This window comes from Citrobacter sp. Cc139, from assembly GCF_030334645.1.
In the GTDB taxonomy this organism is placed as follows: Bacteria; Pseudomonadota; Gammaproteobacteria; order Enterobacterales; family Enterobacteriaceae; genus Citrobacter; species Citrobacter werkmanii.
Genome location: NZ_JAOWDM010000067.1, coordinates 1 through 25670 on the forward strand (window position 1 = coordinate 1; position 25670 = coordinate 25670).

The following is a 25670-nucleotide window of genomic DNA, read 5'->3' on the forward strand; positions in this document are numbered from 1 at the left end:
ACCGTACTGGCTAAAACCTACGGCGGTGCTGCTCGTGCATTCGACCAGATCGATAACGCGCCGGAAGAAAAAGCTCGTGGTATCACCATCAACACTTCTCACGTTGAATATGACACCCCGACTCGCCACTACGCACACGTAGACTGCCCGGGCCACGCCGACTATGTTAAAAACATGATCACCGGTGCTGCGCAGATGGACGGCGCGATCCTGGTTGTTGCTGCGACTGACGGCCCGATGCCGCAGACTCGTGAGCACATCCTGCTGGGTCGTCAGGTAGGCGTTCCGTACATCATCGTGTTCCTGAACAAATGCGACATGGTTGATGACGAAGAGCTGCTGGAACTGGTAGAAATGGAAGTTCGTGAACTTCTGTCTCAGTACGATTTCCCGGGCGACGACACTCCGATCGTTCGTGGTTCTGCTCTGAAAGCGCTGGAAGGCGAAGCAGAGTGGGAAGCGAAAATCATCGAACTGGCTGGCTTCCTGGACTCTTACATCCCGGAACCAGAGCGTGCGATTGACAAGCCGTTCCTGCTGCCTATCGAAGACGTATTCTCCATCTCCGGTCGTGGTACCGTTGTTACCGGTCGTGTAGAACGCGGTATCATCAAAGTTGGTGAAGAAGTTGAAATCGTTGGTATCAAAGAGACTGCTAAGTCTACCTGTACTGGCGTTGAAATGTTCCGCAAACTGCTGGACGAAGGCCGTGCTGGTGAGAACGTTGGTGTTCTGCTGCGTGGTATCAAACGTGAAGAAATCGAACGTGGTCAGGTACTGGCTAAGCCGGGCTCTATCAAGCCGCACACCAAGTTCGAATCTGAAGTGTACATCCTGTCCAAAGACGAAGGCGGCCGTCATACTCCGTTCTTCAAAGGCTACCGTCCGCAGTTCTACTTCCGTACTACTGACGTGACTGGCACCATCGAACTGCCGGAAGGCGTAGAGATGGTAATGCCGGGCGACAACATCAAAATGGTTGTTACCCTGATCCACCCGATCGCGATGGACGACGGTCTGCGTTTCGCAATCCGTGAAGGCGGCCGTACTGTTGGTGCGGGCGTTGTTGCCAAAGTAATGAGCTAATTGCCGAATAACATTTGACGCAATGCGCAATAAAAGGGCATCATTTGATGCCCTTTTTGCACGCTTTCACACCAGAACCTGGCTCATCAGTGATTTTTTTTGTCATAATCATTGCTGAGACAGGCTCTGAAGAGGGCGTTTAGTCCGAAACGCACCAGAGCATTTCGGTTTGGATCGCCTCGCTTACGCGGGGTGAAAATGTTTGTAGAATACTTCTGACAGGTTGGTTTATGAGTGCGAATACCGAAGCTCAAGGAAGCGGGCGCGGCCTGGAAGCGATGAAGTGGGTTGTTGTCGCTGTATTGCTGCTTGTAGCTATCGTTGGCAATTACCTTTATCGTGACATGATGCTGCCGCTGCGTGCGCTGGCCGTAGTGATTCTGATTGCCGCAGCGGGTGGTGTCGCGCTGTTGACAACAAAAGGTAAAGCGACCGTTGCTTTTGCCCGTGAAGCGAGAACCGAAGTCCGTAAGGTCATTTGGCCAACTCGCCAGGAAACATTGCACACCACATTAATTGTGGCTGCGGTTACCGCAGTAATGTCACTGATCCTGTGGGGACTGGATGGTATTCTGGTTCGCCTGGTATCCTTTATCACTGGCCTGAGGTTCTAAGATGTCTGAAGCCCCTAAAAAGCGCTGGTACGTCGTTCAGGCGTTTTCCGGTTTTGAAGGCCGCGTTGCCACGTCGCTGCGCGAATATATCAAGTTACAAAATATGGAAGAGCTGTTTGGCGAAGTCATGGTGCCGACAGAAGAAGTGGTCGAGATCCGTGGTGGCCAGCGTCGCAAGAGCGAACGTAAATTCTTCCCGGGCTATGTACTGGTCCAGATGGTCATGAATGATGCGAGCTGGCACCTGGTGCGCAGCGTTCCGCGTGTGATGGGCTTTATCGGCGGTACTTCTGACCGTCCGGCGCCAATCAGCGACAAAGAAGTTGATGCGATCATGAACCGTCTGCAGCAGGTTGGTGATAAGCCGCGTCCGAAAACGATGTTTGAGCCGGGCGAAATGGTCCGCGTTAGCGATGGTCCGTTTGCTGACTTTAACGGCGTAGTTGAAGAAGTGGACTACGAGAAGTCTCGTCTGAAAGTTTCTGTATCTATCTTCGGTCGTGCGACTCCGGTTGAACTGGACTTCGCCCAGGTTGAGAAAGCCTAACACGTCGATCAAAAAAGCGGCGATTTAATCGTTGCACAAGGCGCGAGATTGGAATACAATTTCGCGCCTTTTGTTTTTATGGGCTCTGTCCGTAAAACGAATTTAAAAACACGGGGAGCCTCTTTGAGGCGCTATAACCCAACTAGAGGAATTTAGAATGGCTAAGAAAGTCCAAGCCTATGTCAAGCTGCAGGTTGCAGCTGGTATGGCTAACCCGAGTCCGCCGGTAGGTCCAGCACTGGGTCAACAAGGCGTGAACATCATGGAATTCTGCAAAGCGTTCAACGCAAAAACTGATTCCATTGAAAAAGGTCTGCCGATCCCGGTTGTTATCACCGTTTACGCTGACCGTTCTTTCACTTTCGTTACCAAAACGCCTCCGGCAGCAGTACTGCTGAAGAAAGCGGCTGGTATCAAGTCTGGTTCCGGCAAGCCGAACAAAGACAAAGTGGGTAAAATTTCCCGCGCTCAGCTGCAGGAAATCGCGCAGACCAAAGCTGCCGACATGACTGGTTCCGACATTGAAGCGATGACTCGCTCCATTGAAGGTACTGCACGTTCCATGGGCCTGGTAGTGGAGGACTAAGAAATGGCTAAACTGACCAAGCGTATGCGCGTGATCCGTGACAAAGTTGATGCAACTAAACAGTACGACATCAACGAAGCTATTGCTCTGCTGAAAGAGCTGGCCACTGCTAAATTCGTAGAAAGCGTGGACGTTGCCGTTAACCTCGGCATCGACGCTCGTAAATCTGACCAGAACGTACGTGGTGCAACTGTACTGCCGCACGGTACTGGCCGTTCTGTTCGCGTAGCCGTATTTACCCAGGGCGCAAACGCTGAAGCTGCTAAAGCTGCAGGCGCTGAACTGGTAGGTATGGAAGATCTGGCTGACCAGATCAAGAAAGGCGAAATGAACTTTGACGTTGTTATTGCTTCTCCGGATGCAATGCGCGTTGTTGGCCAGTTGGGTCAGGTTCTGGGTCCGCGCGGCCTGATGCCAAACCCGAAAGTTGGTACCGTAACTCCGAACGTTGCTGAAGCGGTTAAGAACGCTAAAGCTGGCCAGGTTCGTTACCGTAACGACAAAAACGGCATCATCCACACCACCATCGGTAAAGTGGATTTTGACGCTGACAAACTGAAAGAAAACCTGGAAGCTCTGCTGGTTGCGCTGAAAAAAGCAAAACCGACTCAGGCAAAAGGCGTGTACATCAAGAAAGTTAGCATCTCCACCACCATGGGTGCTGGTGTTGCCGTTGATCAGGCTGGTCTGAGCGCGTCTGCGAACGTCTAAGATTAGCTTTACGTGGGCGGCGAATTTGTCTACAATCTTCGCCCACGATTCTATTAGCTTCGGCCGATAGACAACAGATTTGTTCGTTGGAGCCTGGCCTATCCAGGCCTCCGTCGAAGACCGCAGGTGTTTTGCAAGAAACTTAATGCCCTGCGTAGACGGTGACAGAACGCTAAGATTATTTCTGATACTCTGGCTTGTTTCTGCTCACCGTATTTAGACGCTCTCTCCGTTGGGGGGAGTGAAGTGAGTTCCGGAACATGAGTTCCGGCAAACATCCAGGAGCAAAGCTAATGGCTTTAAATCTTCAAGACAAACAAGCGATTGTTGCTGAAGTCAGCGAAGTAGCCAAAGGCGCGCTGTCTGCAGTAGTTGCGGATTCCCGTGGCGTAACTGTAGATAAAATGACTGAACTGCGTAAAGCAGGTCGTGAAGCTGGCGTATACATGCGTGTTGTTCGTAACACCCTGCTGCGCCGCGTCGTTGAAGGTACTCAGTTCGAGTGCCTGAAAGACACGTTTGTTGGTCCGACCCTGATTGCATACTCTATGGAACACCCGGGCGCCGCTGCTCGTCTGTTCAAAGAGTTCGCGAAAGCGAATGCAAAATTTGAGGTCAAAGCCGCAGCCTTTGAAGGTGAGTTGATTACGGCATCGAATATCGACCGCCTGGCAACTCTGCCGACCTACGAAGAAGCAATTGCACGCCTGATGGCAACCATGAAAGAAGCTTCGGCTGGCAAACTGGTTCGTACTCTGGCTGCTGTACGCGATGCGAAAGAAGCTGCTTAATTGCAGTTACCTTTCTCAAGCATCTGCTTACGTATAAACTTATTCTGATTTTCAGGAACAATTTAAATGTCTATCACTAAAGATCAAATCATTGAAGCAGTATCCGCTATGTCCGTAATGGACGTTGTAGAACTGATTTCTGCAATGGAAGAAAAATTCGGTGTTTCCGCTGCTGCTGCTGTAGCTGTAGCTGCTGGCCCGGCTGAAGCTGCTGAAGAAAAAACTGAATTCGACGTAATTCTGAAAGCTGCTGGCGCTAACAAAGTTGCTGTTATCAAAGCAGTACGTGGCGCAACTGGCCTGGGTCTGAAAGAAGCTAAAGACCTGGTAGAATCTGCACCGGCTGCGCTGAAAGAAGGCGTGAGCAAAGACGACGCAGAAGCACTGAAAAAATCTCTGGAAGAAGCTGGCGCTGAAGTTGAAGTTAAATAAGCCAACTTTTCTGGTTGCAGCCTAAGAAATTAGGCTGATGGCTGGTGACTTTTTAGTCACCAGCCTTTTTGCGCTGTAAGGCGCCAGTAGCGTTTCACACTGTTTGACTACTGCTGTGCCTTTCAATGCTTGTTTCTATCGACGTCTTAATATACTGCGACAGAGCGTCAGTTCTGTGTAAATCGCAATGAAATGGTTTAAGCGTGATAGCAACAGGCATTGCGGAAAGTATTCGATTTTCCGGTCAACAAAATAGTGTTGCACAAACTGTCCGCTCAATGGACAGATGGGTCGACTTGTCAGCGAGCTGAGGAACCCTAATGGTTTACTCCTATACCGAGAAAAAACGTATTCGTAAGGATTTTGGTAAACGTCCGCAAGTGTTGGACATACCTTATCTCCTTTCTATCCAGCTTGACTCGTTTCAGAAGTTCATCGAGCAAGATCCTGAAGGGCAGTATGGTCTGGAAGCAGCTTTCCGTTCCGTTTTCCCGATTCAGAGCTACAGCGGTAATTCCGAGCTGCAATACGTCAGCTACCGTCTTGGCGAACCGGTGTTTGACGTTCAGGAATGTCAGATCCGTGGCGTGACCTATTCCGCACCGCTGCGCGTAAAACTGCGTCTGGTGATCTACGAGCGCGAAGCGCCGGAAGGCACCGTAAAAGACATTAAAGAACAAGAAGTCTACATGGGCGAAATTCCGCTCATGACCGACAACGGTACCTTTGTTATCAACGGTACTGAGCGTGTTATCGTTTCTCAGCTGCACCGTAGTCCTGGCGTCTTCTTTGACTCCGACAAAGGTAAAACCCACTCTTCGGGTAAAGTGCTGTATAACGCGCGTATCATTCCTTACCGTGGTTCCTGGCTGGACTTCGAATTCGATCCGAAGGACAACCTGTTCGTACGTATTGACCGTCGCCGTAAACTGCCTGCGACCATCATTCTGCGTGCGCTGAACTACACCACTGAGCAGATCCTTGACCTGTTCTTTGAAAAAGTTGTTTTCGAAATTCGCGACAACAAGTTGCAGATGGAACTGGTGCCGGAACGCCTGCGTGGTGAAACCGCCTCCTTTGACATCGAAGCTAACGGCAAAGTCTACGTCGAAAAAGGCCGTCGCATCACTGCGCGCCATATTCGCCAGCTGGAAAAAGACGATATCAAGCATATCGAAGTTCCGGTTGAATACATTGCTGGTAAGGTTGCGGCTAAAGACTACGTTGACGAATCTACTGGCGAGCTGATCTGCGCAGCTAACATGGAGCTGAGCCTGGATCTGCTGGCTAAGCTGAGCCAGTCTGGTCACAAGCGTATCGAAACGCTGTTCACTAACGATCTGGACCACGGTCCGTACATTTCTGAAACTGTACGCGTCGACCCAACCAACGATCGTCTGAGCGCGCTGGTAGAAATCTACCGCATGATGCGCCCTGGTGAGCCGCCGACTCGTGAAGCTGCGGAAAGCCTGTTCGAGAACCTGTTCTTCTCCGAAGACCGCTATGATCTGTCTGCGGTTGGTCGTATGAAGTTCAACCGTTCTCTGCTGCGCGACGAAATCGAAGGGTCCGGTATCCTGAGCAAAGACGACATCATTGAAGTGATGAAGAAGCTCATCGATATCCGTAACGGTAAAGGCGAAGTCGATGATATCGACCACCTTGGCAACCGTCGTATCCGTTCCGTAGGCGAAATGGCGGAAAACCAATTCCGCGTTGGCCTGGTGCGTGTTGAGCGTGCGGTGAAAGAGCGTCTGTCTCTGGGCGATCTGGATACCCTGATGCCTCAGGATATGATCAACGCCAAGCCGATTTCTGCAGCAGTGAAAGAGTTCTTTGGTTCCAGCCAGCTGTCTCAGTTTATGGACCAGAACAACCCGCTGTCTGAGATTACACACAAACGTCGTATCTCCGCACTCGGCCCAGGCGGTTTGACCCGTGAACGCGCAGGCTTCGAAGTTCGAGACGTACACCCGACTCACTATGGTCGCGTATGTCCAATCGAAACGCCTGAAGGTCCGAACATCGGTCTGATCAACTCCCTGTCCGTGTATGCACAGACTAACGAATACGGCTTCCTTGAGACTCCGTACCGTAAAGTGACCGACGGTGTTGTAACCGATGAAATTCACTACCTGTCTGCTATCGAAGAAGGTAACTACGTTATCGCTCAGGCGAACTCCAACCTGGATGACGAAGGCCACTTTGTAGAAGATCTGGTTACCTGCCGTAGCAAAGGCGAATCCAGCTTGTTCAGCCGTGACCAGGTTGACTACATGGACGTATCCACCCAGCAGGTGGTATCCGTCGGTGCGTCCCTGATCCCGTTCCTGGAACACGATGACGCCAACCGTGCATTGATGGGTGCGAACATGCAACGTCAGGCGGTTCCGACTCTGCGTGCTGATAAGCCGCTGGTTGGTACCGGTATGGAACGTGCTGTTGCCGTTGACTCCGGTGTTACTGCAGTTGCTAAACGTGGCGGTACTGTTCAGTACGTGGATGCTTCCCGTATCGTTATCAAAGTTAACGAAGACGAGATGTACCCGGGCGAAGCAGGTATCGACATTTATAACCTGACTAAATACACCCGTTCTAACCAGAACACCTGTATCAACCAGATGCCTTGCGTATCTCTGGGCGAGCCGGTTGAACGTGGTGATGTGCTGGCAGACGGTCCGTCCACCGACCTTGGTGAACTGGCGCTGGGTCAGAACATGCGCGTGGCATTCATGCCATGGAATGGTTACAACTTCGAAGACTCCATCCTCGTATCTGAGCGTGTTGTCCAGGAAGACCGTTTCACCACCATCCACATTCAGGAACTGGCATGTGTGTCCCGTGACACCAAGCTGGGGCCGGAAGAGATCACCGCTGACATCCCGAACGTGGGTGAAGCTGCGCTCTCTAAACTGGATGAATCCGGTATCGTTTATATCGGTGCGGAAGTGACCGGTGGCGATATTCTGGTTGGTAAGGTAACGCCGAAAGGTGAAACCCAGCTGACGCCGGAAGAGAAACTGCTGCGTGCGATCTTCGGTGAGAAAGCGTCTGACGTTAAAGACTCTTCTCTGCGCGTGCCAAACGGTGTTTCCGGTACGATTATCGACGTTCAGGTCTTTACTCGCGATGGCGTAGAAAAAGACAAACGTGCGCTGGAAATCGAAGAGATGCAGCTGAAGCAGGCTAAGAAAGACCTGTCTGAAGAACTGCAGATCCTCGAAGCGGGTCTGTTCAGCCGTATCTACGCTGTGCTGGTTTCCGGTGGTGTTGAAGCTGAGAAGCTCGACAAACTGCCGCGTGACCGCTGGTTAGAACTCGGTCTGACCGACGAAGAGAAACAGAATCAGCTGGAACAGCTGGCTGAGCAGTACGACGAACTGAAACACGAATTCGAGAAAAAACTCGAAGCGAAACGCCGTAAAATTACTCAGGGCGACGATCTGGCACCGGGCGTGCTGAAGATTGTTAAGGTTTATCTGGCGGTTAAACGTCGGATCCAGCCTGGTGATAAGATGGCAGGTCGTCACGGTAACAAGGGTGTAATCTCTAAGATCAACCCGATCGAAGATATGCCACACGATGCTAACGGTACGCCGGTAGATATCGTACTGAACCCGCTGGGCGTACCATCGCGTATGAACATCGGTCAGATCCTTGAAACCCACCTGGGTATGGCTGCGAAAGGTATCGGCGATAAGATCAACGCCATGCTGAAACAGCAGCAGGAAGTCGCCAAACTGCGCGAGTTCATCCAGCGTGCTTACGATCTGGGCTCAGATGTTCGTCAGAAAGTTGACCTGAATACCTTCAGCGATGAAGAAGTTCTGCGTCTGGCTGAAAACCTGAAAAAAGGTATGCCGATCGCAACGCCGGTCTTCGACGGTGCGAAAGAGTCTGAAATCAAGGAACTGTTACAGCTGGGTGGCCTGCCGACTTCCGGTCAGATTACCCTGTTCGACGGTCGTACCGGTGAGCAGTTCGAGCGCCAGGTTACCGTTGGCTACATGTATATGCTGAAACTGAACCACCTGGTTGATGACAAGATGCACGCGCGTTCTACCGGTTCTTACAGCCTGGTTACTCAGCAGCCGCTGGGTGGTAAGGCTCAGTTCGGTGGTCAGCGCTTCGGGGAGATGGAAGTGTGGGCGCTGGAAGCATATGGCGCGGCATACACCCTGCAGGAAATGCTCACCGTTAAGTCTGATGACGTGAACGGTCGTACTAAGATGTATAAAAACATCGTGGACGGCAACCATCAGATGGAACCAGGCATGCCGGAATCCTTCAACGTACTGTTGAAAGAGATTCGTTCGCTGGGTATCAACATCGAGCTGGAAGACGAGTAACTCTCGATCAAACAGGTCACTGGTGCTGGCGTAACAGCCAGCGCCAGATTGTGCTAACTCCGACGGGAGCAAATCCGTGAAAGATTTATTAAAGTTTCTGAAAGCGCAGACTAAAACCGAAGAGTTTGATGCGATCAAAATTGCTCTGGCCTCGCCAGACATGATCCGTTCATGGTCTTTCGGTGAAGTTAAGAAGCCGGAAACCATCAACTACCGTACGTTCAAACCTGAGCGTGACGGCCTTTTCTGCGCCCGTATCTTTGGGCCGGTAAAAGACTACGAGTGCCTGTGCGGTAAGTACAAGCGCCTGAAACATCGTGGTGTGATCTGTGAGAAGTGCGGCGTTGAAGTGACCCAGACCAAAGTACGCCGTGAGCGTATGGGCCACATCGAGCTGGCGTCTCCGACCGCGCATATCTGGTTCCTGAAATCGCTGCCGTCCCGTATCGGTCTGCTGCTCGATATGCCGCTGCGCGATATCGAACGCGTACTGTACTTCGAATCTTATGTCGTTATCGAAGGCGGTATGACCAACCTGGAACGTCAACAGATCCTGACTGAAGAGCAGTATCTGGACGCGCTGGAAGAGTTCGGTGACGAATTCGACGCGAAGATGGGTGCGGAAGCTATCCAGGCCCTGCTGAAGAGCATGGATCTGGAGCAAGAGTGTGAAACTCTGCGCGAAGAGCTGAACGAAACCAACTCCGAAACCAAGCGTAAAAAGCTGACCAAGCGTATCAAACTGCTGGAAGCCTTCGTACAGTCTGGCAACAAGCCAGAGTGGATGATCCTGACCGTTCTGCCGGTTCTGCCGCCAGATCTGCGTCCGCTGGTTCCGCTTGATGGCGGTCGTTTCGCAACGTCAGATCTGAACGATCTGTATCGTCGTGTGATCAACCGTAACAACCGTCTGAAGCGTCTGTTGGATCTGGCTGCGCCGGACATCATCGTACGCAACGAAAAACGTATGCTGCAGGAAGCGGTTGACGCCCTGCTGGATAACGGTCGTCGTGGTCGTGCGATCACCGGTTCTAACAAGCGTCCTCTGAAATCTTTGGCCGATATGATCAAAGGTAAACAGGGTCGTTTCCGTCAGAACCTGCTCGGTAAGCGTGTTGACTACTCCGGTCGTTCTGTAATCACCGTAGGTCCATACCTACGTCTGCATCAGTGCGGTCTGCCGAAGAAAATGGCACTGGAACTGTTCAAACCGTTCATCTACGGCAAGCTGGAACTTCGTGGCCTCGCCACCACCATCAAAGCCGCTAAGAAAATGGTTGAGCGTGAAGAAGCTGTCGTTTGGGATATCCTGGACGAAGTTATCCGCGAACACCCGGTACTGTTGAACCGTGCACCAACCCTGCACCGTCTGGGTATCCAGGCATTTGAGCCGGTACTGATCGAAGGTAAAGCTATCCAGCTGCACCCGCTGGTTTGTGCGGCATATAACGCCGACTTCGATGGTGACCAGATGGCTGTTCACGTACCGCTGACGCTGGAAGCCCAGCTCGAAGCGCGTGCGCTGATGATGTCTACCAACAACATCCTGTCTCCGGCGAACGGCGAACCTATCATCGTTCCGTCTCAGGACGTTGTATTGGGTCTGTACTACATGACCCGTGACTGTGTTAACGCCAAAGGCGAAGGCATGGTGCTGACTGGCCCGAAAGAAGCTGAGCGTATCTATCGCGCTGGCCTGGCCTCTCTGCATGCGCGCGTTAAAGTGCGTATCACTGAATATGAAAAAGATGAAAACGGCGAATTCGTTGCGCACACCAGTCTGAAAGACACGACCATTGGTCGCGCCATTCTGTGGATGATCGTACCGAAAGGTCTGCCTTTCTCCATCGTCAACCAGGCGCTGGGTAAGAAAGCCATTTCCAAAATGCTGAACACCTGTTACCGCATTCTGGGCCTGAAGCCGACCGTTATCTTCGCTGACCAGACAATGTACACCGGCTTTGCTTATGCAGCGCGTTCAGGTGCATCTGTTGGTATTGATGACATGGTCATCCCGGAGAAGAAACACGAGATCATCTCTGAAGCGGAAGCTGAAGTTGCTGAGATCCAGGAGCAGTTCCAGTCTGGTCTGGTAACCGCAGGCGAACGCTATAACAAAGTTATCGATATCTGGGCTGCGGCGAACGATCGTGTATCCAAAGCGATGATGGATAACCTGCAGACTGAAACCGTTATTAACCGTGACGGCGTAGAAGAGCAGCAGGTTTCCTTCAACAGCATTTACATGATGGCCGACTCCGGTGCACGTGGTTCAGCAGCACAGATTCGTCAGCTGGCTGGTATGCGTGGTCTGATGGCGAAGCCAGATGGCTCCATCATCGAAACGCCAATCACCGCGAACTTCCGTGAAGGTCTGAACGTACTTCAGTACTTCATCTCTACTCACGGTGCGCGTAAAGGTCTGGCGGATACCGCACTGAAAACAGCGAACTCCGGTTATCTGACGCGTCGTCTGGTTGACGTTGCGCAGGACCTGGTTGTTACTGAGGACGATTGCGGCACGCTGGAAGGCATCACCATGACCCCGGTTATCGAGGGTGGTGACGTTAAAGAGCCGCTGCGCGATCGCGTTCTGGGTCGTGTGACTGCTGAAGACGTTCTGAAGCCGGGTACGGCGGATATTCTGGTTCCACGTAACACGCTGCTGCACGAACAGTGGTGTGACCTGCTGGAAGAGAACTCCGTTGACTCCGTGAAAGTCCGTTCCGTTGTATCCTGTGACACCGACTTTGGTGTATGTGCGCACTGCTATGGTCGTGACCTGGCGCGTGGCCACATCATCAACAAAGGTGAAGCAATCGGCGTTATCGCGGCACAGTCCATCGGTGAACCGGGTACACAGCTGACGATGCGTACGTTCCACATCGGTGGTGCGGCATCTCGTGCGGCTGCTGAATCCAGCATCCAGGTGAAAAACAAAGGTAGCATCCGTCTGAGCAATGCGAAGTCGGTTGTTAACTCCAGCGGTAAACTGGTTATCACCTCACGTAACACCGAACTGAAACTGATCGACGAATTCGGTCGTACCAAAGAAAGCTATAAAGTGCCTTACGGCTCCGTTATGGCGAAAGGTGATGGCGAACAGGTTGCTGGCGGCGAAACCGTAGCGAACTGGGATCCGCACACCATGCCGGTTATCACCGAAGTGAGTGGTTTCGTCCGCTTCACTGACATGATCGACGGCCAGACCATTACTCGTCAGACCGACGAGCTGACCGGTCTGTCTTCTCTGGTCGTTCTGGATTCTGCAGAGCGTACGTCGGGTGGTAAAGACCTGCGTCCGGCACTGAAAATTGTTGATGCTCAGGGCAACGACGTTCTGATCCCAGGCACCGATATGCCTGCTCAGTACTTCCTGCCAGGTAAAGCGATTGTTCAGCTGGAAGATGGCGTACAGATCAGCTCTGGTGACACCCTGGCCCGTGTTCCGCAGGAATCCGGCGGTACCAAGGACATCACCGGTGGTCTGCCGCGCGTTGCGGACCTGTTCGAAGCACGTCGTCCGAAAGAGCCGGCAATCCTGGCTGAAATCAGCGGCATCATTTCCTTCGGTAAAGAAACCAAAGGGAAACGTCGCCTGGTTATCACCCCGGTAGACGGTAGCGAACCTTACGAAGAGATGATTCCGAAATGGCGTCAGCTCAACGTGTTCGAAGGTGAACGTGTAGAACGTGGTGACGTGGTTTCCGACGGTCCGGAAGCGCCGCACGACATCCTGCGTCTGCGTGGTGTGCATGCTGTAACTCGTTACATCGTTAACGAAGTTCAGGACGTATACCGTCTGCAGGGTGTTAAGATTAACGATAAACACATCGAAGTTATCGTTCGTCAGATGCTGCGTAAAGCCACCATCGAAAGCGCTGGTAGCTCCGACTTCCTGGAAGGCGAGCAGGTTGAATACTCCCGCGTCAAGATCGCTAACCGCGAGCTGGAAGCGAACGGCAAAGTGGGCGCAACCTTCTCCCGCGATCTGCTGGGTATCACCAAAGCGTCTCTGGCAACTGAGTCGTTCATCTCCGCGGCATCGTTCCAGGAGACCACTCGCGTGCTGACCGAAGCAGCCGTTGCGGGCAAACGCGACGAACTGCGCGGTCTGAAAGAGAACGTCATCGTGGGTCGTCTGATCCCGGCCGGTACCGGTTACGCGTACCACCAGGATCGTATGCGCCGTCGCGCAGCGGGCGAACTGCCAGCTGCTCCGCAGGTGACTGCTGAAGATGCGTCTGCCAGCCTGGCAGAACTGCTGAACGCAGGCCTGGGCGGTTCTGACAACGATTAATCGTTGCTGACCATAATAAAAAACCCGCTTCGGCGGGTTTTTTTATGTCTATGTTATGCCTGATGGCGCTGCTCTTATACGACCTGTGAGGTTACGAAGCCGCCATCCGGCAGTGTTATTAATTTACCGGCGGCAACCGCCGATAAAGCTCAATCATGTCGCCCGCCAAATCCTGAATCACCATCGCGTTCATCAGGTGATCCTGTGAATGGACTGTGATGAGATTAACCGGTAGCTTGCCGGTACCTTCGTCAATGCCGATTAGCTGGGTCTGGATTTTATGTGCCTGTTTGACGTACTCGCGTGATTCCACCATTGCTTGTTCCGCACCAGTAAAGTCACCTTTACGCGCCAGTTGTAGCGCTGTCAGGGCCTGACTGCGGGCGGCTCCGGCGTTGACCAATAATTCCATGATGATCGTTTCTAACTCTTCCATGTCATCACTCCAGTAGTTTCAGCGCTTTTTCCAGTACGGCATCACCTTTCATCATGCCGTAATCCATCATATCGATAACGGCGACTTTTTTGCCTAGCGGGTCGGCGAGCGCCTGCAGCTTGGCCTGCTCATATTTAACCTGTGGACCAAGCAACACGATATCTGCAGTGGCGATATTCTCTTCAAACTCAGCCACCGGGACAGCTTTGATCGTGACGTCGACACCTTTTTTCTGGGCGGCATCTTTCATCCTTTGTACCAGCATGCTGGTGGACATTCCGGCGGCGCAGCATAAAACGATGTTTTTCATAAGCAGTCTCGCTCAACATGTGTGGGTTGATAATTATCGCGAGCCAGCTGTAGCAACAACTGCTTTGCAACGATTGTGTGCAAGGCATCACAAAGAAAACCACTTTTTCTGAAACCGGTTACAAAAAGAAGCAAAACTCAACGATCTGCACCGAGGTTGGCGGCACTTTGGCTCGCTTATCACATGCGGGAATATATAATTACTGGCAATAAAAACATGTTATAAAAAACAGTATTGACAGCGTTTTTTAAACCCGTATGTTAATGCTTAACAGCAGGGGAAATAGTCGTTTGCTGTTAACGTAGTAAGTGTTAGTAAAGCTTTATTGGGGGTTGCGATAAAGGCCACGAAGTATTTTTTGTTTGGGGTAGTCGATGCTGAAAACGCTATTTTTTCACTTCGACAATGCTTTCAGGCCACGTAGTTGATTTATTTAATCGCAAAAAGTTAGTAAAACGCGACGATGTAACGCCATGATTTAATAGTAAGTGTTTGTGATTTCTGTTTTTATGGTTATCGCAAGGGAAATAAGGCAACGCATCAAAGAGTATATGTCGCGAGGGGAAGTGTACTTGTTTAGGTCACCAGCCTTGAGTTTTATTATCAAGCCGGTGCAATGTGTTTAACGGTAAATAGAGGAAAGTTTTAGTTAGTATCAAAATCCAATATTATCTGTGGTAAACCTGTACATTTTAAAGTAGTACCATCAGCAGTACTAAATCGTTAAGTTTATTAATGTTAAATCTGAAGTTTGTAGTAACTTAAAGCCCTGACTGCACTAGTCGGGGCTTTTGTTTAATGCGATCGCTCCGGGCTTACTGCATCTGCGTAGTGCGCCCCAGATAGCTGTCCCAGTCTTTCCACACGGGCTGTAATCCCCGCGCCATGAGTGCTTCAGCAACGGCTTCCGGGCGACGATTGTCGTGCGGGGCGAACTGTTCCAGCTCTGGATGGTTATCGGCATAACCGCCAGGCTGGGTTTTTGAGAAGGCGCTGACATTGTTGATCGCCAGCGGGATCACATGGTCACGAAACCAGGGTGATTCGCGGGTGGAGAGCGACAGCTCAATTTCTGGCGTCAGTAAACGAAACGCGCAAATGGTCTGGAGCAACTGTCGCTCGTCCATGATCGATGCGGGTTCAACGCCCCCGGTGCATGGGCGCAGACGAGGAAAGGAGATGGAGTAGCGGCTCTGCCAGTAATGCTGCTGCATCCACAGCAGATGTTCGGCGACCATATAACAATCCACCCGCCAGCTGTCAGACAAACCAATCAGCGCGCCAAGACCGATTTTATCGATTCCAGCGCGGCCAAGCCTGTCCGGTGTTTCCAGCCGCCAGAAGAAATCCTGCTTTTTCCCCTTTAAATGATGATGGGCATAAGTCGCTTCATGATAGCTCTCCTGATACACCATCACCCCGTCCAGCCCCAGCCTCTTCAGCTCGGCATACTCCTCGGTTGCCAGCGGCTGCACTTCCATCTGTAACGAGGCGAACTGACGGCGAATGTCAGGTAAATGGCGGCGAAAGTAGTCCATGCCCACTTTGCTCTGGTGTTCACCGGTGACCAGCAGCAGGTGTTCAAAACCCAACTCGCGGATGGCGGCGCACTCGCGGGTGATTTCTGCCTCGTCCAGCGTCTTACGTTTGATGCGGTTGCTCATAGAAAAACCGCAGTAGGTGCAGTCATTGGCGCAGAGGTTTGAGAGATAAAGCGGCACGTAAAAACTGACGGTGTTGCCGAAGCGCTGGCGAGTCAGCCTTTGCGCCCGTTGCGCCAGCGGTTCAAGGTAATCGGCGGCGGCGGGGGAGAGCAGTGCCATCAGGTCGTCACGACTTAGCTGTGGAGCGTTAAGCGCGCGTTCCACGTCAGCGGCGGTTTTACCGTTGATGCGCAGGCGAATGTCGTCCCACTCCAGTTGCCGCCAGCGGTCGGTGAAGGTTTTCATGCTAACGCCTCCAGAAAGCCGGTGAGCGGGCTGGTGGCGCTGGCCTGCGAACTTTTGCATCCTGGCACAGCCTGCCGCGCCAGTAATCCGGCTTCCACCGCCAGACGAAAGGCGGTTGCCATCATCACTGGATCGTCCGCCACGGCAATCGCCGTGTTGACCAGCACCGCATTAGCGCCCATTTCCAGCGCCTGCGCCGCGTGGCTGGGCACGCCGATCCCGGCGTCGACCACCACCGGCACGGTGGCCTGCTGGATAATGATCTCCAGCATGGCTTTGGTTTCCAGCCCCTGGTTAGAGCCGATAGGCGCGCCGAGCGGCATCACCGCCGCGCAGCCGACCTCTTCCAGCCGCTTGCACAAAACCGGATCCGCACCGCAGTAGGGCAGCACGACAAAACCCTGCTTCACCAGCGTCTCGGCGGCTTTTAGCGTTTCGATTGGATCCGGCAGCAGCCAACGGGCGTCCGGGTGGATTTCTAATTTCAGCCAGTGGGTGCCCAGCGCTTCACGCGCCAGTTGGGCGGCGAAGATCGCCTCTTCGGCGGTTTTCGCCCCAGAGGTATTGGGCAGCAGCGTGACGCCCGCTTCTATTAGCGGCGCCAGAATCGCATCGTTGTGCTGGCGCAGGTCCACGCGCTTCATCGCCAGCGTCACCAACTGGCTGCCGGAAGCGCGAATCGCCTCGACCATCAGCTGCGAAGAGGCAAACTTCCCGGTACCGGTGAACAGATGTGAATCAAACGTTTTGTCGGCAATACGTAACATCTCAACCCCCTGCAATAACCTGAAAAAGCAGGATCTGGTCGCCTTCCTGCACGATTTGCTGTTCCCACTGCTCGCGCGGCAGGATCTGCTGATTGAGCGCCAACGCTGCGCCCGGTTTGAGCTGGTTGAGCTGGATAAGCAGCCCGCTGACGGTTTGCCCTGCGGCGCACTGCATCGGCTCATCATTGAATTGAATTTGCATGCTGCCCTCCGCATACCGGACAGCCGCTGGCGCGACGCAGCGCGAGGCTGCGCCACTGGCTGGTTTTGCCGTCAAACAGACGTAGCTCCCCGCCCGGCGTCTCAATACCACTAAGTAATTTAATCGCCTCCAGCGCCTGCAAGGTACCCATCACGCCAACCACCGGGCCGAGCACGCCAGCGGTGCGGCAGTTGCGTTCCGGCTCTACATCATCCGGCCACAGGCAGCGGTAACACCCTTGTTCCCACGGCGGCGTGAGCACCATCAACTGACCGCCAAAGCCGACAGCGCTGGCGGTGATGAGTGGGATATTGAGCGCTACGCACGCGGCGTTGATTTCCTGGCGCGTGGCCATGTTATCGGTACAGTCGAGCACTACATCGGCTCGCGCGACCGTATGCCGGAGCGCATCGCCTTTAAGTCGCTGCTGGAGTGATACCAGTTCGATATCCGGGTTGATCCGCGTCAGGCGCTGCCGGGCAACCTGAGATTTTGAACGCGCGATATCATCGGTGGTAAACAGGATCTGGCGCTGCAAATTGCTCAGATGAATGTCGTCATCGTCTACCAGCGTCAGTTTGCCAATGCCTGCTCCCGCCAGATACAGCGCGGCAGGCGAACCTAACCCGCCTAAACCCACGATCAGTACATGACTTGCGAGCAGCTTTTGCTGGCCATCAATGGCGATATCGCCGAGCAGGATTTGTCGGCTGTAGCGCATAAAATCGCGGTCATTCATCGCCAACTCCCGCAATTTCCAGTAACTGCGCGGTAGCGGCGCGCCAGTCGGAGGCCTGAGTAATGGCGCTAACCACAGCCACGCTGCCGACGCCGGTCGCCAGCACCGACGGGGCGCGTTCAAGGCTGATGCCGCCGATCGCGACGGTCGGGTAATCCGCCAGACGCGCAATATGACTGGCCAACTGCGCCAGCCCCTGCGGGGCGGAAGGCATCTGCTTGGTTTGCGTCGGGAAGACGTGGCCGAGTGCGATATAAGAAGGCTTAGCGGCGAGTGCGACGTTAATCTCCATATCATCGTGAGTGGATACACCCAGGCGTAAGCCCGCCGCCTGAATGGCATTCAGGTCGGTGGTTTCGAGGTCTTCCTGGCCCAGATGCACGCCGTAGGCGTTGTGCTTAATCGCCAGCCGCCAGTAGTCGTTAATAAACAGGCGGGCGTCATAACGACGCCCCAGTGCGATGGCGGCGATAACGTCGGCTTCCACCTCTTCATCGCGTTTATCTTTGATACGCAACTGAATGGTGCGCACGCCCGCCTCCAGCAGACGTTCAATCCATTCAACGCTGTCTACCACCGGGTAAAGACCGAGGCGGAACGGGACGGTTGGGAAATCAGGCTGATACATCAGGCTTCCTCCCGTTTGAGATAAATTTCGCCGCCTTTGGCGCGGAAGTTCTCCGACATATCCGCCATGCCGACTTCAATGGTTTGCGCGGCGGCGTAATCACGCACTTCCTGGCTGATTTTCATCGAGCAGAATTTCGGCCCGCACATGGAACAGAAGTGGGCGACCTTGCCGGATTCTTGTGGCAGGGTTTCATCGTGATAAGCGCGGGCGGTGAACGGGTCGAGCGCGAGGTTAAACTGATCTTCCCAGCGGAATTCAAAGCGCGCTTTCGACATGGCGTTATCGCGGATCTGCGCGCCCGGATGTCCTTTGGCTAAATCCGCGGCGTGGGCGGCGATTTTGTAGGTGATCAGCCCCTGCTTCACATCTTCTTTGTTCGGCAGGCCGAGGTGCTCTTTCGGCGTCACGTAACACAGCATCGCACAGCCGAACCAGCCGATCATTGCGGCGCCTATGCCGGAGGTGAAGTGGTCATAGCCCGGCGCGATATCGGTCGTCAACGGCCCTAAGGTGTAGAACGGTGCTTCGTGGCAGCTCTCCAGCTCTTCGGTCATGTTGCGCTGAATCATATGCATCGGCACGTGGCCCGGGCCTTCAATCATCACCTGCACGTCGTATTCCCAGGCGATTTTGGTCAGCTCACCCAGCGTATGCAGCTCGGAGAACTGCGCTTCGTCGTTGGCGTCCTGGATGGAGCCGGGACGCAGGCCGTCGCCCAGCGACAGGGAAACGTCGTAGGCGGCGCAGATTTCGCAAATCTCGCGGAAATGTTCGAACAGGAAGTTCTCTTTGTGATGGGAGAGACACCATTTCGCCATAATTGAACCGCCGCGCGAGACAATACCGGTCAGGCGTTTGGCGGTCATTGGCACGTAGCGCAGCAGTACGCCCGCATGGATGGTGAAGTAGTCGACGCCTTGTTCGGCTTGCTCCAGCAGCGTGTCGCGGAACGCTTCCCAGGTGAGATCTTCGGCGATCCCGTTGACCTTCTCCAGCGCCTGATAGATCGGCACGGTGCCGATCGGTACCGGGCTGTTACGCAGGATCCACTCGCGGGTTTCATGAATATAGCGGCCGGTGGAGAGGTCCATTACCGTGTCCGCGCCCCAGCGGGTCGACCAGACCAGTTTTTCCACCTCTTCTTCGATGGAGGAGGTGACCGCCGAGTTACCGATGTTGGCATTCACTTTGACCAGGAAGTTGCGGCCAATGATCATCGGCTCCGATTCCGGGTGGTTGATGTTGGCGGGGATAATCGCGCGGCCGGCAGCCACTTCATCACGCACGAACTCCGGGGTGATGTTTTCCGGCAGTCGTGCGCCGAAGCTCATCCCCGGATGCTGGTGGCGCAGCACTTCACTGCGAATGCGCTCGCGGCCCATATTTTCACGGATGGCGATAAACTCCATTTCGGGAGTGACGATCCCCTGGCGGGCGTAATGCAACTGGGTGACGCGCTTGCCTGCTTTGGCGCGTTTCGGCGTCAGCAGGCCGGTAAAACGCAGATCGTCCAGACCATCGTCGGCCAGACGTTCTTTGGTGTAAGCCGAGCTACGGTCGTCTAATTCTTCGCTATCGTTGCGTGCGTCAATCCACGGTTGGCGCAGTTTCGCCAGACCCTGCTGGACGTTAATCGCCACCTCAGGATCGCCATACGGGCCGGAGGTGTCGTACACCGGTACGGCTTCGTTTGCCTCAAACTGCGGGTTATCTTTACTGCCGCCAATCAGCGTTGGGCTGAGTTGAATTTCGCGCATCGGGATGCGGATATCCGGCTGCGAACCGGTGATATAGATGCGTCTGGACTCAGGAAAGGCGGTCCCTTCCAGAGTATCGATAAAGTGTTGGGCCTGGGCGCGCTGTTCGCGGCGTGATGGTTTAGTAGTGGCAGACATAGCTCATTCCAAAAAAGTAAGGACGTGGCTTGTCAGACGACGGATGAAGCAAGAGAGACGATCGCCCAAGGCGATACGGCTGTAGATTGACTCTTGTTCCCTTCGCAGGTTTTAACCTGATCAGGTTCCGCGGATCCCGAATTAACGGTCTCAGCCTTTTCCACGTCATCCTTCGCGCTGCCTCTTTGTTGGCTTCGTCCGCTCACTCCAGTCACTTACTTAGGTAAGCTCCTGGAGATTCACTGACTTGCCGCCTTGACGCATCACGAATGCTTTTGTGGAAAATAAGCACTCCGACAAGAAGTAACCTCTATCTTAGAGGTAATGAATGTAAACTACGCGTTAATGCGGAAAATCTCAAGCCGGGCGTTTGAATTCGCTAAGCGTTTTAAAGGCCAGCATGATGAGCTGATCTTCCAGCCGGAAACGAGCCTCCAGCGCTTCGCCAATATCGGAAAGCGCCTGCTGGAGCTGGTGAACGTTATCCTCATCGATGGCGTTTTCCAGCGTTGAGTCATAGTAATCCATTATCAGTTGGGTATTGGCATCCAGCTGCGGCCAGATTTTGCTGGCGTTTAAAAGCGGACTCTCACCTTCCATTTTATGGATAATGCGTTCATAAATACTGAAGTGACCGGCAGACAGATAGTCGACCAGACGCTGGCAAAAATTATCGAGCGCTTTCTCATTGAGGCGCATAAACGACTCTTTGCCCGGTTTCAGGCCAACCAGATCGTAGTAAGCCACGAGCAGGTGCTTACGAATATTCAGCCAACGGTCGACCAGTTTATGATGCCCATGGACACGCTCTTTCAGGTGTTCTAACTGGTTTAACATACGTTGACCCTCGTATCGATAAGTTTAAAATCTGCTCATGTCAATCTTGTAAAAATAATGTTAATAACATGCCTGTGAAGCAAAGGTAGCGCAAGAGATATGGATCGAATAATTGAAAAATGGGATCGCGGCTGGTGGATTGTGAGCCACGAACAAAAATTATGGTTGCCTGCTGGGGAATTACCCTATGGCGAGGCGATAAATTTCGATCTTGCGGGCCAGCGCGCACTTCAGATAGGTGAGTGGGAAGGCGATCCGGTCTGGTTGGTGCAGCAGCCGCGTCGCCACGACATGGGTTCGGTGCGCCAGGTTATCGACCAGGATGTAGGCCTGTTTCAGTTGGCGGGGCGCGGCGTACAGCTGGCCGAGTTCTACCGCTCGCATAAATTCTGCGGCTACTGCGGGCACACGATGCACCCGAGCAAAACCGAATGGGCGATGCTGTGTAGCCATTGCCGCGAACGCTATTACCCGCAAATCGCTCCCTGCATTATCGTGGCGATTCGCCGCGATGATTCGATCCTCCTTGCCCAGCATGTTCGCCATCGTAACGGTGTGCATACCGTGCTGGCCGGTTTTGTCGAAGTAGGCGAAACCCTGGAGCAGGCGGTGGCGCGCGAAGTCATGGAGGAAAGCGGGATCAAGGTGAAAAATCTGCGCTACGTGACCTCGCAGCCGTGGCCGTTCCCGCAATCGCTGATGACGGCGTTTATGGCAGAGTACGACAGCGGCGACATCGTCATCGACCCGAAAGAGCTACTCAATGCCAACTGGTATCGCTACGACGATTTACCACTCTTACCCCCGCCTGGCACCGTCGCGCGTCGTTTGATCGAAGATACGGTGGCAATGTGTCGGGCCGAGTACGAGTAAAGAACGAGTGGTGATACACTGTGGGACTGACGCAATAAGGAACTGCAAAAAATGACCGAACTGAAGAACGATCGTTATCTGCGTGCGCTGCTGCGCCAGCCCGTTGATGTCACCCCGGTATGGATGATGCGCCAGGCGGGCCGCTATCTACCGGAATATAAAGCCACGCGCGCCGAGGCGGGCGATTTTATGGCGCTGTGCAAAAACGCCGAGCTGGCCTGCGAAGTGACGCTGCAGCCGCTGCGTCGCTACAAGCTCGATGCGGCGATCCTCTTCTCGGATATTTTGACTATTCCGGATGCAATGGGGCTTGGGCTGTACTTTGAGGCCGGGGAAGGCCCGCGCTTCACCTCACCGATTACCAGCAAGGCCGACGTTGAAAAACTGCCGATTCCGGACCCGGAAGGCGAGCTGGGCTACGTGATGAACGCGGTGCGCACCATTCGCCGTGAGCTGAAGGGCGAGGTGCCGCTGATAGGTTTCTCCGGCAGCCCGTGGACGCTGGCGACCTACATGGTGGAAGGCGGCAGCAGTAAAGCCTTCACCGTGATTAAAAAGATGATGTATGCCGACCCTAAAGCGCTGCATCTGCTGCTCGATAAGCTGGCGCAGAGTGTCACGCTGTACCTGAACGCGCAGATTAAAGCGGGCGCGCAATCGGTAATGATTTTTGATACCTGGGGTGGCGTGCTGACCGGGCGCGACTATCAGCAGTTCTCGTTGTACTACATGCATAAAATCGTTGATGGTCTGCTGCGTGAAAACGAAGGCCGTCGCGTACCGGTGACGCTGTTTACCAAAGGCGGCGGTCAGTGGCTGGAAGCGATGGCGGAAACCGGCTGTGATGCGTTAGGTCTCGACTGGACAACAGATATCGCCGATGCGCGTCGTCGCGTTGGCCATAAAGTGGCGCTGCAGGGCAATATGGACCCATCCATGCTGTATGCGCCGCCGGCACGGATCGAAGACGAGGTAGCGACTATACTTGCAGGTTTCGGCCAGGGTGAAGGCCACGTCTTCAACCTCGGTCACGGCATCCATCAGGATGTACCGCCGGAACATGCAGGGGTGTTTGTGGAGGCAGTGCATCGCCTGTCCGAACAATACCACCGCTAAGGAGTCATTATGGATCTCGCGTCGCTACGCGCTCAGCAGCTTGAACTGGCCTCTTCAGTGATCCGCGAGGATCGCCTCGACAAGGATCCGCCGGATCTGATCGGGGGAGCGGACGTCGGGTTTGAGCAGGGTGGCGAAGTGACGCGGGCCGCGATGGTTCTGCTGAAGTATCCCTCTCTGGAACTGGTTGAATACACGGTGGCGCGGGTCGCCACCACCATGCCGTATATTCCCGGCTTTCTCTCCTTTCGTGAAACCCCCGCGCTGATGGCCGCCTGGCAACAGCTGTCGCAAAAACCGGATCTGCTGTTCGTCGACGGGCATGGTATTTCCCACCCACGTCGCCTGGGGGTCGCCAGCCATTTTGGTCTGCTGGTAGATGTCCCGACCATTGGCGTGGCGAAAAAACGTCTGTGCGGCAAGTTTGAGCCGCTCTCTGCCGAACCCGGTGCGCTCGCGCCGCTGCTGGATAAAGGCGAACAGCTGGCATGGGTCTGGCGCAGCAAAGCGCGCTGTAATCCGTTGTTTATCTCTACGGGTCACCGCGTGGGCATGGACAACGCGCTGGCGTGGGTGCAGCGCTGTATGAACGGTTATCGTTTGCCGGAACCGACCCGCTGGGCGGATGCGGTGGCATCAGAACGTCCGTCTTTTACGCGGCTTGCAGCAAAAACGCCCCATATCGGGTAAACTGCGGCTAATTTCCGTATTTGAGAACTCATCATGTTACAAAACCCGATTCACCTGCGTCTGGAGAAGCTGGAAAGCTGGCAGCACGTCACGTTTATGGCCTGCCTCTGTGAGCGCATGTACCCAAACTACGCCATGTTCTGCAAGCAAACTGAATTTGGCGATGGGCAGATTTACCGCCGAATTTTAGATTTAATTTGGGAAGCGCTGACGGTAAAAGACGCGAAAATCAATTTCGACAGCCAGCTGGAAAAGTTTGAAGAGGCCATTCCTTCTGCGGATGATTACGATCTGTACGGCGTTTACCCGGCGATTGATGCCTGCGTGGCATTAAGCGAACTGATGCATTCTCGTCTTAGCGGTGAAACGCTGGAGCATGCGATTGAGGTCAGCAAGGCATCGATTACGACGGTTGCGATGCTGGAAATGACCCAGGCTGGTCGCGAAATGACCGATGAAGAGCTGAAAGAGAACCCTGCCGTTGAGCAAGAATGGGATATTCAGTGGGAAATTTTCCGACTTTTAGCCGACTGTGAAGAACGCGATATTGAGCTGATAAAAGGGCTTCGTGCAGACCTGCGCGAGGCTGGTGAGAGCAATATTGGTATAAATTTTCAGCAATGACACCATAAAACGTGATTTAACGCCTGATTTGTCGTGCCTGAAGGCTTCCCATCCGCCCCCGGTCTGGTCTACATTTGGGGGGCGAAAAAAAGTGGCTATCGGTGCGTGTATGCAGGAGAGTGCTTTTCTGGCATTTCCGTCGCACTCGATGCTTAGCAAGCGATAAACACATTGTAAGGATAACTTATGAACAAGACTCAACTGATTGATGTAATTGCAGACAAAGCAGAACTGTCTAAAACACAAGCTAAAGCTGCTCTGGAATCCACTCTGGCTGCTATTACTGAGTCTCTGAAAGAAGGCGATGCTGTACAACTGGTTGGTTTCGGTACCTTCAAAGTGAACCACCGTGCTGAGCGCACTGGCCGCAACCCGCAGACCGGTAAAGAAATCAAAATCGCCGCAGCTAACGTACCGGCATTTGTTTCTGGTAAAGCACTGAAAGACGCGGTTAAGTAATTCGCGTGGCAGTGAACAGTTTTATCGAAGGGGCGGTTTCGCCCCTTTTGTCCATCTGGCGTCATTCGCTTTGGCTTTCAGGTGTTCTGTTACTGTCAGCCTGTGGTAGCCATTCTGAGCTTCCTCCCTTCACGGCCAGCGGCTATGTTGGCGATCAGGGGGCGGTACGCATCTGGCGTAAAGATTCCAGCGACGATGTTCACTTGCTCTCGGTATTTAGTCCGTGGCGTAAAGGCGATACCACCACCAGTGAATACCGCTGGCAGGGTGATTCGCTCTCTCTGATAGAACTCAACGTATACAGTAAACCGTCGGAACATGTTCGGATACGCTTCGATGACCGGGGCGAATTGAGTTTCATGCAGCGTGAAGTCGACGGGCAAAAACAACAGCTTTCCAGCGATCAAATCGCGCTTTACCGCTATCGCGCCGATCAAATCCGCCAGACCAGCGATGCGCTGCGTCAGGGACGGGTGATATTGCGTCAGGGACGCTGGCATGCGAATAACACGGTGACGACCTGTGAAGGTGAAACGCTAAAGCCCGATCTGGAATCGTGGGCGATAAACCATATTGAGCGCCGCCAGCGCCATTCATCCGTAGAGGTGAGCGTGGCATGGCTGGAAGCGCCCGAAGGATCGCAACTACTGCTGGTCGCCAATGAAGATTTTTGTCACTGGCAGCCGAAAGAGAAAACATTTTAACGCCGGATGGCGACGCAAATGC

The 25670-nt window shown here is 53.6% G+C and carries 24 protein-coding genes; 15 read left to right on the forward strand and 9 right to left on the reverse strand.

Annotated features, from left to right (window positions below; genetic code table 11):
- The 9 genes from tuf to rpoC all read left to right on the forward strand — a co-directional run.
- Positions 1-1086: elongation factor Tu (gene tuf, locus OGV69_RS04485; RefSeq protein WP_131348470.1), on the forward strand; the 1086-nt coding region annotated here is incomplete at its 5' end.
- Between the two features lie 230 nt (positions 1087-1316).
- Entirely contained in the window at positions 1317-1700 is a 384-nt protein-coding gene (secE, locus tag OGV69_RS04490; RefSeq protein ID WP_003033128.1) for a preprotein translocase subunit SecE, read from the forward strand.
- A gap of 1 nt (position 1701) precedes the next feature.
- Positions 1702-2247 carry a transcription termination/antitermination protein NusG gene (gene nusG, locus OGV69_RS04495; protein WP_003033125.1) on the forward strand — a complete coding sequence of 182 codons (546 nt, stop codon included), beginning with the start codon at positions 1702-1704 and terminating at the stop codon, positions 2245-2247.
- Between the two features lie 157 nt (positions 2248-2404).
- Positions 2405-2833 (forward strand): 50S ribosomal protein L11, encoded by a 429-nt coding sequence (rplK, locus tag OGV69_RS04500; RefSeq protein ID WP_038636105.1) that lies wholly within the window; start codon positions 2405-2407, stop codon positions 2831-2833.
- A 3-nt stretch (positions 2834-2836) separates the two neighbouring features.
- On the forward strand, positions 2837-3544 hold the full coding sequence (gene rplA, locus OGV69_RS04505; RefSeq protein WP_006688358.1) for a 50S ribosomal protein L1: 708 nt from the start codon (positions 2837-2839) through the stop codon (positions 3542-3544).
- 293 nt (positions 3545-3837) lie between these two features.
- Positions 3838-4335: a 50S ribosomal protein L10 gene (rplJ, locus tag OGV69_RS04510; RefSeq protein WP_005132895.1), complete on the forward strand. Its 498-nt coding sequence runs from the start codon at positions 3838-3840 to the stop codon at positions 4333-4335.
- 66 nt (positions 4336-4401) lie between these two features.
- On the forward strand, positions 4402-4767 hold the full coding sequence (gene rplL, locus OGV69_RS04515) for a 50S ribosomal protein L7/L12 (protein ID WP_000028882.1): 366 nt from the start codon (positions 4402-4404) through the stop codon (positions 4765-4767).
- Between the two features lie 320 nt (positions 4768-5087).
- Positions 5088-9116, forward strand: coding sequence for a DNA-directed RNA polymerase subunit beta (gene rpoB / locus OGV69_RS04520; protein ID WP_003033111.1), 4029 nt, complete (start codon positions 5088-5090; stop codon positions 9114-9116).
- 76 nt (positions 9117-9192) lie between these two features.
- Positions 9193-13416, forward strand: a complete 4224-nt coding sequence (rpoC, locus tag OGV69_RS04525) for a DNA-directed RNA polymerase subunit beta' (RefSeq protein WP_038636118.1) — start codon at positions 9193-9195, stop codon at positions 13414-13416.
- A gap of 118 nt (positions 13417-13534) precedes the next feature.
- Here rpoC and OGV69_RS04530 read toward each other — a convergent pair whose 3' ends face one another.
- The 9 genes from OGV69_RS04530 to OGV69_RS04570 all read right to left on the reverse strand — a co-directional run bounded on the left by OGV69_RS04530 (position 13535) and on the right by OGV69_RS04570 (position 21182).
- Complete coding sequence (locus OGV69_RS04530; protein WP_038636121.1) at positions 13535-13852, reverse strand: PTS lactose/cellobiose transporter subunit IIA; 318 nt, start codon at positions 13850-13852, stop codon at positions 13535-13537.
- Between the two features lie 4 nt (positions 13853-13856).
- Positions 13857-14162 (reverse strand): PTS sugar transporter subunit IIB, encoded by a 306-nt coding sequence (locus tag OGV69_RS04535; protein WP_038636123.1) that lies wholly within the window; start codon positions 14160-14162, stop codon positions 13857-13859.
- Positions 14163-14977: 815 nt separating this feature from the next.
- Complete coding sequence (thiH, locus tag OGV69_RS04540; RefSeq protein ID WP_038636125.1) at positions 14978-16111, reverse strand: 2-iminoacetate synthase ThiH; 1134 nt, start codon at positions 16109-16111, stop codon at positions 14978-14980.
- A complete protein-coding gene (gene thiG / locus OGV69_RS04545; RefSeq protein WP_069325390.1) occupies positions 16108-16878 on the reverse strand; it encodes a thiazole synthase in 771 nt (256 codons plus the stop codon). Before thiG ends, thiH begins: the two co-directional genes overlap by 4 nt.
- 1 nt (position 16879) lies before the next feature.
- Positions 16880-17080, reverse strand: a complete 201-nt coding sequence (thiS, locus tag OGV69_RS04550; RefSeq protein WP_001166833.1) for a sulfur carrier protein ThiS — start codon at positions 17078-17080, stop codon at positions 16880-16882.
- The gene (locus tag OGV69_RS04555) at positions 17061-17819 is read right to left on the reverse strand and encodes a HesA/MoeB/ThiF family protein (protein WP_038636131.1); all 759 of its coding nucleotides are present in this window, start codon (positions 17817-17819) and stop codon (positions 17061-17063) included. Before OGV69_RS04555 ends, thiS begins: the two co-directional genes overlap by 20 nt.
- Positions 17812-18447 (reverse strand): thiamine phosphate synthase, encoded by a 636-nt coding sequence (gene thiE, locus OGV69_RS04560; protein ID WP_038636134.1) that lies wholly within the window; start codon positions 18445-18447, stop codon positions 17812-17814. The genes OGV69_RS04555 and thiE overlap by 8 nt, the downstream gene beginning before the upstream one ends.
- Positions 18447-20345, reverse strand: a complete 1899-nt coding sequence (thiC, locus tag OGV69_RS04565) for a phosphomethylpyrimidine synthase ThiC (RefSeq protein WP_038636137.1) — start codon at positions 20343-20345, stop codon at positions 18447-18449. Before thiC ends, thiE begins: the two co-directional genes overlap by 1 nt.
- A gap of 357 nt (positions 20346-20702) precedes the next feature.
- On the reverse strand, positions 20703-21182 hold the full coding sequence (locus OGV69_RS04570) for an Rsd/AlgQ family anti-sigma factor (protein ID WP_032940921.1): 480 nt from the start codon (positions 21180-21182) through the stop codon (positions 20703-20705).
- Positions 21183-21281: 99 nt separating this feature from the next.
- Between OGV69_RS04570 and nudC the strand changes: the two genes are divergently transcribed.
- The 6 genes from nudC (at position 21282) to OGV69_RS04600 (ending at position 25648) form a co-directional block, all read left to right on the forward strand.
- Positions 21282-22055, forward strand: a complete 774-nt coding sequence (nudC, locus tag OGV69_RS04575) for an NAD(+) diphosphatase (protein WP_038636141.1) — start codon at positions 21282-21284, stop codon at positions 22053-22055.
- Between the two features lie 51 nt (positions 22056-22106).
- On the forward strand, positions 22107-23171 hold the full coding sequence (gene hemE, locus OGV69_RS04580) for a uroporphyrinogen decarboxylase (RefSeq protein ID WP_042314226.1): 1065 nt from the start codon (positions 22107-22109) through the stop codon (positions 23169-23171).
- A gap of 9 nt (positions 23172-23180) precedes the next feature.
- Positions 23181-23861, forward strand: a complete 681-nt coding sequence (gene nfi, locus OGV69_RS04585; protein ID WP_038636148.1) for a deoxyribonuclease V — start codon at positions 23181-23183, stop codon at positions 23859-23861.
- A gap of 33 nt (positions 23862-23894) precedes the next feature.
- Complete coding sequence (locus OGV69_RS04590; RefSeq protein ID WP_003842015.1) at positions 23895-24485, forward strand: YjaG family protein; 591 nt, start codon at positions 23895-23897, stop codon at positions 24483-24485.
- 186 nt (positions 24486-24671) lie between these two features.
- Entirely contained in the window at positions 24672-24944 is a 273-nt protein-coding gene (gene hupA, locus OGV69_RS04595) for a nucleoid-associated protein HU-alpha (protein ID WP_001044509.1), read from the forward strand.
- A gap of 11 nt (positions 24945-24955) precedes the next feature.
- Positions 24956-25648: a DUF1481 domain-containing protein gene (locus OGV69_RS04600; protein ID WP_038642958.1), complete on the forward strand. Its 693-nt coding sequence runs from the start codon at positions 24956-24958 to the stop codon at positions 25646-25648.
- The last annotated feature ends 22 nt before the right edge of the window (positions 25649-25670 follow it).